Raw genomic sequence first — 12,587 nt, 5'->3', positions numbered from 1 at the left:
TCCCCCAGGTCCACATCGCCCGACAAACACAGACGTGCTCCGTTCGACCAGCATCACTCCCCGTCCGGAACATCCGGGCCATTGGGTTGTCAAGATTCGAATGGGCAGTGACCAAGAATGCGCGGCACACCCTGGTCGCACCCGGCCGGTAGACCGGTCGGCACTTCCCTCGCCTGGATCCGGACCGTCCCAGGTGGGGGCAGGGACGGCCCGGTTCAAAGAAGTGCCAACGTTCGTCCACAGCCGGAGTGCTGACCTTCCCAGCCGCTTCCACGACGACCACAGCGATCTGGAGAGCGACGACCGCCGGCATCAGCGGATCATGACCCGGCAGTAGCCCCCTCGCTGACGGCCGACGATCCCGCTCAGGTCAGGACGCGGAGCGGGGTGCCGGAGAGGAAGGCGGTGACGTTCTCGGCGGCCTCGCGGAAGTACGTGCGGTAGTTGGTCATGGTGACGTAGCCGAGGTGCGGGGTGGCCAGCACGTTGGGAAGCACTCTGAAGGGGTGGCCGGCGGGCAGCGGCTCGATGTCGAAGACGTCGAGTCCTGCGCCTGCGATCGCGCGGCTCTCCAGCGCCTGGACGAGTGCCGGCTGGTCGACGATGGCCGCGCGTGAGGTGTTCACCAGGTAGGCGTCCGAACGCATCGCCGCCAGGTCCTTGGCGCCGATCAGGCCGCGGGTGCGCTCGCTCAGGACGAGGTGGATGGAGACGAAGGCGGATTCGGACAGCAGCGCCTCCAGTGACGGCGCCAGCCGTACGCCGGCCTCGTCGGCACGCGCGCGGGTGAGGTTCTCGCTCCAGGCCACGACGTCCATGCCGAAGGCCTGGGCGACCTTCGCGACCTGGGAGCCGATCTTGCCGAGGCCGACCAGACCGAGTGTGGCGCCGTGCAGGTCCGTGCCCACGGTGGTCAGCCACGGCCCGTCGGCGCGCATGGCGGCGGACTCGGGGACCAGGTGCCTGGCCAGGCCCAGGATGAGCGCCCACGTCAGCTCGACGGGCGGCGAGGAGAAGCTGCCGGTCCCGCAGACGGTCACGCCGTGGGCTCTGGCGGCCTCGAGGTCGATGGAGGCGTTGCGCATGCCGGAGGTGATCAGCAGCCGCAGCTTGGGCAGCCGGGCGAACACCTCGGCGGGGAACGGCGTGCGCTCCCTCATGATCACCACGATCTCGTCGTCGGCGATCGCCGCGACGAGGTCGTCGATCGAGGCGATGTGCTCCTGGATGCTCCTCGCCTCGACGGCGGTCCAGTCGGCCAGGGTGAGAGCGACGTTCTGGTAGTCGTCGAGGATGGCGCAGCTCGGCATGGCCGGACCCTACCAAGCGGACGTTATCAAGGTGAGAGCGGGCAAAGATGATGTTGGCGGTGTCACGCCCTAATATCCGGCTTTGTGATGATTCGAGCATTGGCGGCCACTGCGGCTGGCCTGTTCCTTTTCTCCGGTACGGCTGCCGCCTACCCCATCAACGGCGCCCCCGACCTGACCGCCAACCCCCTCTACGAGGAGGGCAAGCTCACCAAGACGTCGTGCGCCCTGAAAAAGGGCATGACCAGGTCCGCCACCGAGAAGTACGTGCGGTCGCTGATCGTCTGCCTGGGCAAGGCCTGGGACAGACCCGGGATCAAGGTCGAGATCCACTACCAGCGCGACGGCAAGAAGAAGTACAAGTCCTGGCCCTTCGTCACCCTCGACGGGATCTACGTCGGTCTCGCCGACGACTGGATCAAGGCCAAGAACGACCTGCGCGTCTTCCACGAACTGGCCTCCGTCTACGGCGAGGTCGTCCAGGTGCAGACCGGAATCGCCAAGGCGGCCAAGACACTCGACTTCCACGGCGACCAGAAGGAACTCGACGAGCAGGAGCGCCGCTACGCCTACCAGCAGTCGTGCTTCGCCGGAGCCGCCGCCAGGGCGCTCGGCCGCCCGGCCAAGAGCTGGAAGTCGCTGCTGAAGGGCAACGAGCTGGCCTGGTTCGACCGGGGCTACAAGGCTGGCGGGCCGAGCGCCTGCAACACGTGGAAGGCCTCGTCCGCCAAGGTCGCGTGACGGGCCGGCCCGCGGGGAGCGGCGAACGGCCGTCGGCACGCCGAAGGTCCGTGGCTCCCGCATGTGACTCCCCGCGACGCCGGCCCTGCGGTCTCCGTCCCAACACTTCGGACACGCTGCGCGCGGCCGGAACCGACGGGTTGTGACCCGGACCGCGACCCTTCTACCGGATCACCCGGTACGTCAGATGGGTGACGAGGCTGGTGCCCCAGGGGTCGCTGAGGGGTTCGAGGGCGATGTCCCCGACGTTGTCGAGCAGCCGCTCGCCGCTGCCGAGGATCACGGGCGCGACGTGCAGGCGCAGCTCGTCGACGAGCCCTGCCGCCAGGTACTGGTTCACCGTCTCGGCGCCGCCGGCGATGGCGACGTCGCGATCGCCGGCGGCCTCGCGCGCCTGCGCCATCGCCGCCTCGATCCCGTCGGTGACGAAGGTGAACGTCGTGCCACCCTTCATCGTCACCTGCTCACGCGGGTGGTGCGTGAGAACGAAGACCGGTGCGTGGTACGGCGGCTCGTCGCCCCACCAGCCGTTCCACTCCAGGTCCCAGACGCCGCGGCCGGGGCCGAACATGTTGCGGCCCATGATGAAGGCTCCGGCCGCGGTGATGCTCTCGATCACCGCGGCGTGCTGCTCGGGCTCGTCGAACATCCACTGGTGCAGGCGATCGCCCACGCCCTCGCCGAGCGGCTTCTCCAGGCTCTGGTGCGGTCCTGCCACGAAGCCGTCGAGGGACATCGCCATGTCACAGGTGACCTTGCTCATCTCGCTACCTCCCGCGTTTCCGGACGCTCGTCTGGCGCCGCCTTCAGAGGGAGGTCGGAGCTGTCCGCCTGTTCTCTACATGCCGGCCGGAATCCTTTTCAGCCGTGCGGGTCGCAGGACGGCGAACACCATGTCCACGGTGTTGACCGGACCTGACGTCTGCCCCTCGGTGGGTACGCGCGCGTGCCCGCGCGGCGCGCCGCCATCCTCGACCCGTTCAGAGACGCAGATGACCGCTGGGCGCGGGAGAGCGAAAAAGAGGCCCCGGATCTCTCCGAAGCCCCTTCTCACCTGCACTTACCGGCCGCGACCATCTCCCTGTACATCACTCACGTCATCCGCCGGTTCGGCAACCGGATCCTCAACCTCAGCCCGCCGACAGCCGAGCCAACCACCCGTCTCGATCTCGAATCTCGGGTCTTGTTCGCGCCATGACGAGGAAGGCCTGATCCAGAACCTCGTCCGGAATCAATGACATGAACAGCCGCCACAGGCACGGGTTCCGGTACATGATCGGAATCATGGACCTTCCCGTACATCCTCTCGTCCTCCAGCATGTCGGCTAGCGAACCGGCATGAGCGCCGCCCACGACCGCACCATGGGCGTGCTGCTGACGTCGCAGGCGTTTCGCGGTCTCGGGTACGGCGTGGCCGCCGTCCAGCTCGGCGCTCTCATGGGCAGCGATGGGCTGTCGGCCACCGAGGTCGGTCTGGTGCTGGCGGCGATTCTGGGCGGCAGCTTCCTCGCCAGTCTGGTCCTGGCTCGGTGGGGCGACCGCCTCGGCCGCCGCCGTGCCTACGCGGGTCTGTACGCCGCCCTGCTCCTGTGCGGCCTGGTCATCGCCACCGGCCTGCCCTGGTGGATGCTGGCCGTGGCCGCCTTCAGCGGAGCGATGTCAGTCGAGGTCATCGAGTCCGGGCCGTTCACCACGCTGGAACAGGTCATGCTGGCCGGCACCGGCCGCCCCCAGAAGCAGGTCGTGCGGGGATTCGGCCTCTACAACGCGGTCGCCGCCGTCGCCGGGACGCTCGGCGCGCTCCTGGGGAGCCTGCCCGCCGACCGGGGACTGCTCGGCGGCATCCTGGCCGGCACGGCCGCCGGCGGAATGCTCCTCACCCTCCGGCTGCCGGCCACCGTCGAAGCTCCGGCACCGACTCCGGCACACGGACTACCGCAATCGCGCATACTGGCCCGCTCCCGCGGCCCGGTGGCCCGCCTGGCGGGCCTGTTCGCCACCGACAGCCTCGCCGGCGGGTTCGTCATCCAGGCCTATGTCGGCTACTGGCTCGCCGTCCGCTTCGAGGCCACCACCCACACGATCGGGATCACCTTCGCCGTGGCCGGGATCCTCCAGACCGCCTCGTTGCTGGCCGCGCCGTGGGTGGCCAACCGGATCGGGCTGCTGCCCACGATGGTCTTCACCCACCTGCCCGCCAACGTCATGCTGGCCGCAGTGCCGTTTGCTCCCTCCCTCCCGCTGGCGATCGCCCTTCTGCTCGGGCGTGCATGCCTGTCGTCGATGGACGTGCCCACCCGGCAGGCGTACGTGATGGCGATGGTCCCGCCCGAGGAACGCACCGCCGCCGCCGCGATCACCAACACCGCCCGCTACCTCACCAGGCCTCTGGGACCGGCGCTGGCAGGCGTGCTGCAATCGGTCAGCCTGGCCGCGCCGTTCCTGTTCGCCGGGGTCACGAAGATCGGCTACGACCTCGCCCTGTGGCGGATCTTCCGCCACAGCCGGCTGCCCACCGAGCCCCCGCCCAGCCGGGCACACTGAACACCCTCGATCATCCAAGGACCTCCTTCATCGTTTCGGCCAACGAAGACCAAATCGCTCGCGCAGCAACAAGCCGAAGCGGTGCTCAATGCCGCAGAGCCGTCGGACCTCCACGCGTACGTGGTGCTCAGTCTCACGACGGGCATCCGTACCGAGGAAGCCCGCGCGCTGCGTTGGGATCACGTAGTCGCCTGGGTGAAGTCTCGGAGATCCCGGCGTCCGGTAACCGAGGCGGGGTTCGCTCACGAGCGGTTCGCCATCTCCGTGTGGCGAGCTGATCGAGTGTGAGGCGACACCAAGACGCGCAAGTCGCGCCGACTGACCCGCGAAAAGTCGGTGATCGGGAGGATGTCGGAGGGGTGGGCTCGGGATGGCTCTGCCGAGCGGGATATGGCAGCCGGGTGCGTTGTGGTGTCCATCGAGACCGTCGCCGATCTTGTGGGCACTCCGGCACCAGCGTCACGAAGGAGACCTATCGACTTCAACTGAAGCCGGTGATCACCAAAGGTGCTGAGACCATGAACGCTATCCCCGGCGATCCATAGGCGTCCGAGCAGACCTGCTGGGAATCGATCTATCCGAGCACCGGGTAGTTCGCGCGGAACACGTTGTGCGGGTCACGGGCCCGCTTGATCTCCCGCAGCCGCGCCAGCGTGCCGCCGGAGAAGGACTGCGCCGCCGTGTCACCGGGGGACAGCACGGTGTACGGCTTGCGGCCGCTGATGTAGGCCTCCAGGTCGGCCACGACCTCAGCCTGCTTGGCGCGCGTCGCATCGGCCGCGTGCGGCAGGCCGAGACCCACCAAGCCGAGCAGGTACGGCTCAGCCACCGCGCCACTCGCACCGGCCCCGCCGTCCAGCTCGGCGAGCGCTCCGCCCAGGTGCCTGATCTGCACGTTGATGAGCGGTTCGACCGGCTTGGCCAGCAGGCGCTCCACCGCGTCCGCGTCCAGGCCGGTGAGTAGCTCCGCACGAGCGATGGACGGGGCCGGATCGGTGGGCTCGGCGGCGATGTCACCCAGGTCGGCGACCGGGACGACGCCGCGGCTGTCGGAGATCGCGCCCTCGATCTTGTCGATGCGCCCCAGCAGGTCCTCCCCCTGAGCCGCCTCACCGAGGTAGGCCAGATCCAGCGTCACCATCGGCGACGCGCCGGGTGGCTGGAGCCGGTTGATCCAGACACTGAGTTCACGCGGCGCCTCGGCGGTGATCTCCAGGAACGCGTCGTACACCTCCCTGGTCCGGTGCTCCGGCCAGATCACGCGCCCGCCGTACAGGACTGGCACGGGATACAGTTCGAGTTCGAGGGCGGTCACCACCGCGAAGTCCCCGCCACCGCCGCGCAGCGCCCAGAACAGCTCGGGATCGGACTCGGCGGTCACCCGGCCCGGCTCGCCATGGGCGTCCACGATGTCGACAGCCCGCACGCTGTCGGAGGCGAAGCCGTACTTGCGGCTGAACCAGCCGACCCCACCGCCCAGGGTGTAGCCGGTCACGCTGACTCCCGGCGCGCTGCCGGCCAGGCCGGTCAGACCCAGCGGACCGGCCGCCGCCAGCACCTGCCCCCACTTCGCGCCCGCGCCCACCCGGACAATGCGCTCCTGCGCGCGTACCTCCACCTCGTTCAGGAGGCCGGTACGCAACAGGATCAGGCCTTCCACATCACCCGAGGCGCCATGCCCGCTCGGCTGCGCGGTCACCGTCATACCCGCCCGCCGCGCGTAACGCACGAGGGCCGCCACGTCATCGGCATCCGCGGCCTCCACCACAGCCGCCACCGGCTGCTTGACGGTCAGATTCCACGCGGTGGCCGCCTGTTCGAAGCCGTCGTCACCGGCCAGGAGCACGCGCCCCTTCAGGACACCGCGCAGATCGTTGATCGTCATCGTCGTCTCCTTTTCGAGTTCTCAGAAAATGCGAAGGAATACCGTGCACCCCTTCGGGGCGTGCAGACGTCAGGCGGGCTGCGCGGTGGGTGCTGGGGCAGTGGCCTTGCGGGCCTTGCTGGTCTCGCGGAGGATCAGCAACCCCGTGATCGCGATCACCGCCGAGGTCAGGCCGTGGATGCCGAACGCGGCGGCAGCGGAGCCGTGGTGGGCCATGACGTTGACCATGTCGCCGAACGGGGCGACGGCCACCATCAGCAGGACCCAGCCCAGGGCGCGGCGGTGGGCCGTCACCAGCAGGACGCCCATGGTCAGACCCATCGCGATTTCGCGGCTGCCCTTCACGATGGGGAAGCCGCTGTCGCCAGAGGGCCAGTTCGGCAGACCCGGGAAGGACGTCTCGAGGGGCAGGACGAAGGACAACCCGAGGTAGAGGGTGAACAGGACGACGGCGGTGGCCAGGACGGTGTTGAGCTTCTTCAGCGACATGGTTGTTCTCCTTTGATGTTCAGACTGGGCAGGGTTCAGCCGCGGACACGGCGGATGTGGCGGGCGTAGCGGGGGCGGCCGATGACGTGCCAGATGACGCGGACCGGGGTGGCGAGGCCGCTGAGGACGATGGCGCGCTCGGCCGGGTTCGCGTCTTCCAGGACGGCGCCGAAGAGCGTGAGCAGGGTGAGCTTGGGAGTGTTGTTCACCAGGTGATCGCCCAGGGAGGCCCACTCCTGCTGTGTGATGTGCTTGGCCGCGAGCGGGAGGAGGGTGGCCTCCTCGTCGTCGAGGTGTTCCAGCAGGACCGCGCGGTGCTCGGAGAGGGCGGCCACGAGGGTGTCGCGTTCGTCGGCGCCCGCGGTGGCCTCCCAGGCGGGGACCGTGGCGTCCAGCCTGGTCAGGGTGGCCGCGACGCGTTCGTGCTGGGCCTCCATGCGCAGGACGATGTCGGCCTCTAGGTCCACCCGGGAAAGCAGCGGCGGCCACAGCAGCTCGTCCTCGCCCTCGTGATGGTTGTGCAGGCCCAGCCGGTAGACGCGGAAGTGGTCGGCGATCACCTTGGCGCGAGCGGTGTCACCTGGGGTGACGGCCGCGACGAGCTCCATCAGCAGCCGTGACTCACGGCGGAGCACGCGGTGGACGATCTCCATGTCCTGGGTGTTGACGCTCATCTGTTCCTGCCCTCGGCCGGTTGCGATGTGTTCAGGCTGCTCCCGGGTATTTGGAGGGGGCTTGGAGCCGATTTGGAACGTCCACTTACGATGTGCAGATCATGGTCTTCATCCGGGTGCTGGGCGCGTTCGCAGCGGAGGTAGACGGTGCCCCCGTTCACCTCGGCGGGCCCCGGCAGCGGGGCGTGCTGGCGTTGCTGGTGGCGGCGCGTGGGCAGGTCGTGCCGGTCGACCGGATGATCGAGGATCTGTGGCGCGGGGAGCCGCCCGCGCGGGCGCTGATGTCCCTGCAGGCGTATGTGTCCAACCTGCGTCGGTTGCTGGAGCCCGGACGTCCGCCGCGCACGCCGGCCCGGCTGCTGGTCAGTGCGGCGCCGGGTTATGCGCTGCGGCTGCCACCGGAGGCGGTGGACGCGTGGCGGTTCGAGGGCCTGCTGGGCCAAGCGCGTACGGACACCGACCTACGCGCCGCGCAGGCTCGGCTCGCCGAGGCGCTGGGGCTGTGGCAGGGACCGGCGTTCGCCGAGGTCGCCGACGAGCCGTGGGCCGCCGCCGAGACGGCCCGGCTGAACGAGCTACGCCTGGTCGCCACCGAGCTGCACGTCGCGGCGGGTCTGCGCATCGGCGACCCCGCCGCGGTAGTTCCCGAGGCCGAGCGGCTCACCCGCGACGAGCCCCTCCGCGAGGAAGGCTGGCGGTTGCACGCCTTGGCACTGTGGAGCAGCGGCCGCCAAGCCGACGCGCTGGCGACGCTCCGCCGCGCCCGCGGCATCCTCGCCGAGGAGCTCGGGCTCGACCCTGGCCCGGACCTGACGGCGTTGGAGGAGGCGATCCTCACCCAGCGCACAGACGTCCTACGCGCGACCGTGCCCCCGCCCCCGCTGACCGCCCCGCTGCCGCAGGTGGCCCCTCTCCCGGGGACGGCTCCGATCGTCGAGGCGCCGTTCGTCGGACGCGAGGCACAGCTGTCGGCACTGGTCACGGCCGCCACCGGGGCCGCCACCGACGGAGCCCGTATCGCCCTTGTCACCGGCGAGGCCGGGCTCGGCAAGTCGACGCTGCTGGAACACCTCGGCAAGCGGCTCGAACGTGACGGGTGGCTGGTCGCCGTCGGCCGCTGCCCCGAGGTCGACAGCGCGCCGCCCGCGTGGGCCTGGACTGAGGCGCTGAGCGCCGTCGCCGCGTCCACGTCCCCGGGCGAGTTCGCGGACGACCTCGCGCCGCTGCTCACCGACACCGAGCCGGTGAACGCCGACGCCACCGCTGGACGGTTCCGCCTGCGCCAAGCCGTGTGGAAGTGGCTCGCGGCGGTCGCCGCGGAGCGCCCGGTAGCCGTCGTGCTGGACGACCTGCACTGGGCGGACGCGACCACGCTGGAACTGCTCGGCGGCGTCCTCGGCATGCGGGCCCCGATCCTGGTCGTCGCCGCGTACCGCGCGGACGAGAGCGGGCACCTCACCGAAACGCTGGCCTCCCTCGCGCGTGCCACGCCCCTCCGCCTGGCGCTGCCGGGGCTGAACGACGAGGCCGTCGCGGAGCTCGTACGGGCCGAATGCGAGGCCGACGAGGAGACCATCGCAGGGATCGCGGAGCGCACCGGCGGCAACCCGTTCTACGTGCGCGAAAGCGCCCGGCTGCTGAACGGCGAAGGCGCGCTGGTCGCCCTCTCCGAGGTCCCCGAAGGCGTACGGGACGTCCTGCGCCGCCGGCTCGCGCGCCTGCCCGAGGGAGGCGTGTCCGTCCTCCGGCTCGCCGCGGTCGCAGGCCGGGAAAGCTCAGTGGACGTCCTCGTCAAGGCCGCCGACACCGACGAGGACGGGGTGATGGACGCCCTGGACGCGGGCGTCATCGCCGGGCTCCTCGACGAGCCCGGCCCAGGCCTCATCCGCTTCGTCCACGCCCTCGTCAGGGACACGCTCATCGCCGACGTCAGCAGATTGCGTGCTACCCGGATGCACGCCCGAATCGCCGCCGCTCTTGAAGGCACCGACGACATCGCGGCGCTGGCCCATCACTACGCGCGCGCCGGCTCACCGAAGGCCGTCGGCTACTGCGTCCAGGCCGCCGAGTTTGCCGAGGCCCGCTACGCCCACGACGTGGCGGCCGACCTCCTCACCGACGCCGTCACCAACTCGACCGGACCGGACGAACGCGTCGAATTGCTCGGCAGGCTGCTGCGCGCGCAGATCCGGGCGGGAGCCGTCGCAGCCGCCCGCGAGACACGCCGTGAAGCCGTGGAGTACGCAGAGTCCCTGGGCCGCGACGACCTGATGATCGCCGCATTCACCGCGTGGACAGAGCCGACCGCCTGGCAGGCCCGTACCTACGGCACGGTGGACCGGCTCATCGTCGACCGCCTGAGCCGCCTGCTGAAGCGCGAACTGACCCCTTCGGTGCGGTCCCGGCTCCTGACGGCGTACGCGCACGAACTGGTCGGCGAGGACGACCCGACCGTTGTGGAGGCAGCGCAGGAGGCACTCGACCTCGCCACCGGACCCCGGCTGCGGGCCGCGGCACTCGAGATCCTGGCCGAAGTCCACGGCGACGCCGAGCTCTGCCGGGAGCTCGTGGAGATCGGCATCGAGCACGACCTGCCGGTCTACCGCGTCACCGGGCTGCTCAACCATGCCGCCGTCGCCGCCGCCGCCAACGACCCGGTGACCATGCACCAGGTGATCACCGAGGCCCTGGAACTCGCGCGCGCCTACCGAATGCGTGAGGCGATCGCCGTCGCCGAGATCACGCTGGCGGGCCTGGCGCTCATCGAAGGCCGATTCGGCGACGCCGAACTCCTCTACATCAAGGCCGACGAGGGCATGCGGCGCGCCGGATCGGTGCACACGGGCTTTCTCCAACTCGCCCTGGCCACGATCTGGCTGAACGACGGCACGCTCGGCGCGCACCTGGACGACGTTCGCGCCCTCCACGCCGCGCTCGGCCCCATGACCTCCGACCTGCTCGCGCTCGCCCTCCACGCCAACGGCCTGGACGCCGAAGCCCGCGAGGTCCGCGCGTCACCCAGCCCGATCCGCCCCGACTTCTTCTTCACCTTCCTCACCACGTTGCGCGCGATGGCCATCGTCGCCTTGAACGACCGCGACGCCGCCGAGGAGATCTACGCGACGCTGCTTCCGCACCGCGACGGTCCCCCTGCGGGCGCCGCGAGCCTGTCGGTGGCGCTGCGCCCGGTCGCCCACACCCTCGGTGAACTGGCCGTCTTCCTAGGCCGCACCGAGGCCGCCGCCCACTTCACCCAGGCTGCCACCATCGCCGACCGGTGGAACGCACCCCACTGGGCCGCCGAGGCCCGGTCTCGAACAACCACCTAGCGCACATCTGTAACACAGAACGTGCATTATCTGTCATATAGGCGGCCTTCGGGCCCGTCCGCCCAGCTCGGCGTCCGCCGCCACGACGGCGACTCGGCCACATCATGTGTCACATCGCCTACCCGAAGGACGCCCGTGTCCGTCGTGTCCTTCCCCGGCCCGCCGATATCTCGTCAATGACGGCCACGGTCGAACGCTTCCTGGAGTCGGTGTAGGCGGCCACCACTCGCACCGGCTAGGCCGAGACCTTCGCCCGCCTGACCGTCGTGGCCGGGCCTCAGTATCCGGTCGCCGCGCTGACGCCCGAGCAGTACGCCGCGGTGATGGACCGCTGGACGGCCGCGGCCGCCGCCACCTGGAACCGGCACCTGTCCGCGCTGGTCTCCTTCACCACCTGGGCCCAGCGCCAGGAACTGCTGGCCACCAACCCGGCCCGGCGCCTGGAGCGCTGCAAGCCCGCCCGGCGCGGTGACCGCGCCATCCCGGCCGCCCGGCTGGACAAGCTGTTCACCGACCCCGCGCACGCCCTGCGGGAACGCCTGCTGTGGAGGCTCCTGTACGACACGGCGGCCCTGGCCGAGGAAATCCTCAGCCTCAACGTCGAGGACCTCGACCTGGAGTTCCGCAGCGCCCGGGTCGTCTCCAAGGACGGCGCCATCGAGTACGTGCACCGCCACCGCCCGGCTGCTGCCCTGCCTGCTGGCCGGCCGCCCTGCAGGGCCGGTGTTCCTGGCCGACCGGCGCGCCCCCACTTCCGGATCTCGCGCGCCCGCGCGCGGTGACATCTGCCCGATCAACGGGGGGGCGGCTGTCCTACCCGCGCGCCGAGTACCTGTTCAAGACCACCTCCGCCGAGCTGGACCCGCATCGCCAGGGGTGGACGTTGCATCAGCTCCGACACAGTGCGTTGCAGCATCTCGCGCAGGCCGGACGGACCGCCCCGGAGTTGCTGGCCAAGAGCCGCCACCAGCACCTGGCCGGCCTCGGACGCTACGTCCGCCTGGGGCGAGGAGACCTCCGCGCGTATCACCGCCGAAGCCGACCCCGCCCAGCGCCGCCGTCCCCGCTGACCTCCCCCCACGTGCTGGAGCGAACGCGATCAGGAGGACTCGCGCACCAGCAGCACCTGATCATCGTCAGCGTCAGGCTCGTCGTCGGAGTACCGGGCGAGCTCCTGCGCGCGGACGCCTCAGCGTCGTCGGCGCACGCGACCTGGAACGGCCTAACGCGAAAGGCCAGTTTCCGATCAAGGAAACTGGCCTTAGTGCTGGGTCGGGGTGGCGGGATTAGAACCCACGACTCTTCGTCCCGAACCAAATCGAATGCATATTCGATTGCCTTGAGGAAGCAGTTGCCCAGCATGGAGCGTCCACGGACGTCCGCCCACGACCGTGATCGTCTTCAGTCGTTGTCACTCAGTTTGTCACCCACCCGAGGGTCTTATAAGGCTGTTCACACGCCTTCCGGGCCAGGCTGCGGCCTCCTACTTCGGCAAGGGCTTTGCTGTTGTGACCTCCGCTGACGCTCTGGTGACGAATTCTTCGACGGCCTCACGCACGCCGTCGCCTCGTTGAGTCAGAGCGGCCCTGTCCTTGGAATCGTGCATGTCAGCAGT

General features: G+C 69.9%; 11 protein-coding genes. 5 read left to right on the top strand and 6 right to left on the bottom strand.

All coding sequences use genetic code 11. From position 1 onward, the window contains the following. Positions 1 to 365: 365 nt before the first annotated feature. Complete coding sequence (locus AC3EO4_RS19880; RefSeq protein ID WP_431896998.1) at positions 366 to 1,310, bottom strand: D-2-hydroxyacid dehydrogenase family protein; 945 nt, start codon at positions 1,308 to 1,310, stop codon at positions 366 to 368. A gap of 87 nt (positions 1,311 to 1,397) precedes the next feature. On the opposite strand from AC3EO4_RS19880, the gene AC3EO4_RS19875 reads away from it, so the two are divergent. Continuing rightward, on the top strand, positions 1,398 to 2,051 hold the full coding sequence (locus AC3EO4_RS19875) for a hypothetical protein (protein WP_488186346.1): 654 nt from the start codon (positions 1,398 to 1,400) through the stop codon (positions 2,049 to 2,051). A gap of 163 nt (positions 2,052 to 2,214) precedes the next feature. Here the strand turns inward: AC3EO4_RS19875 and AC3EO4_RS19870 are convergent, their stop codons facing one another. Beyond that, a complete protein-coding gene (locus AC3EO4_RS19870) occupies positions 2,215 to 2,814 on the bottom strand; it encodes a dihydrofolate reductase family protein (RefSeq protein WP_431896995.1) in 600 nt (199 codons plus the stop codon). Between the two features lie 183 nt (positions 2,815 to 2,997). Between AC3EO4_RS19870 and AC3EO4_RS19865 the strand changes: the two genes are divergently transcribed. Both AC3EO4_RS19865 and AC3EO4_RS19860 read left to right on the top strand, forming a co-directional pair. Continuing rightward, positions 2,998 to 3,249, top strand: a complete 252-nt coding sequence (locus tag AC3EO4_RS19865) for a hypothetical protein (RefSeq protein WP_431896993.1) — start codon at positions 2,998 to 3,000, stop codon at positions 3,247 to 3,249. A gap of 140 nt (positions 3,250 to 3,389) precedes the next feature. Beyond that, entirely contained in the window at positions 3,390 to 4,595 is a 1,206-nt protein-coding gene (locus AC3EO4_RS19860) for an MFS transporter (protein ID WP_379578154.1), read from the top strand. Between the two features lie 574 nt (positions 4,596 to 5,169). On the opposite strand, the gene AC3EO4_RS19855 is transcribed toward AC3EO4_RS19860, so the two are convergent. From AC3EO4_RS19855 to AC3EO4_RS19845, 3 genes are all read right to left on the bottom strand, one after another. Beyond that, positions 5,170 to 6,480, bottom strand: coding sequence for an FAD-binding oxidoreductase (locus AC3EO4_RS19855; RefSeq protein WP_431896991.1), 1,311 nt, complete (start codon positions 6,478 to 6,480; stop codon positions 5,170 to 5,172). 69 nt (positions 6,481 to 6,549) lie between these two features. Further along, positions 6,550 to 6,969 carry a DUF4267 domain-containing protein gene (locus tag AC3EO4_RS19850; RefSeq protein ID WP_379578150.1) on the bottom strand — a complete coding sequence of 140 codons (420 nt, stop codon included), beginning with the start codon at positions 6,967 to 6,969 and terminating at the stop codon, positions 6,550 to 6,552. A 35-nt stretch (positions 6,970 to 7,004) separates the two neighbouring features. Beyond that, a complete protein-coding gene (locus tag AC3EO4_RS19845; RefSeq protein ID WP_431896989.1) occupies positions 7,005 to 7,643 on the bottom strand; it encodes a hemerythrin domain-containing protein in 639 nt (212 codons plus the stop codon). Positions 7,644 to 7,744: 101 nt separating this feature from the next. Here AC3EO4_RS19845 and AC3EO4_RS19840 point away from each other — a divergent pair, with 101 nt between their 5' ends. Both AC3EO4_RS19840 and AC3EO4_RS19835 read left to right on the top strand, forming a co-directional pair. Next, positions 7,745 to 10,972: an ATP-binding protein gene (locus AC3EO4_RS19840; RefSeq protein WP_431896988.1), complete on the top strand. Its 3,228-nt coding sequence runs from the start codon at positions 7,745 to 7,747 to the stop codon at positions 10,970 to 10,972. Between the two features lie 266 nt (positions 10,973 to 11,238). Next, complete coding sequence (locus AC3EO4_RS19835; RefSeq protein WP_431896987.1) at positions 11,239 to 11,754, top strand: hypothetical protein; 516 nt, start codon at positions 11,239 to 11,241, stop codon at positions 11,752 to 11,754. Positions 11,755 to 12,455: 701 nt separating this feature from the next. Here the strand turns inward: AC3EO4_RS19835 and AC3EO4_RS19830 are convergent. Beyond that, complete coding sequence (locus AC3EO4_RS19830) at positions 12,456 to 12,578, bottom strand: hypothetical protein (RefSeq protein WP_488186350.1); 123 nt, start codon at positions 12,576 to 12,578, stop codon at positions 12,456 to 12,458. Between the last annotated feature and the right edge of the window lie 9 nt (positions 12,579 to 12,587).

Source organism: Nonomuraea sp. bgisy101 (assembly GCF_057708945.1).
This window is presented reverse-complemented; position numbering and strand designations above follow the sequence as displayed.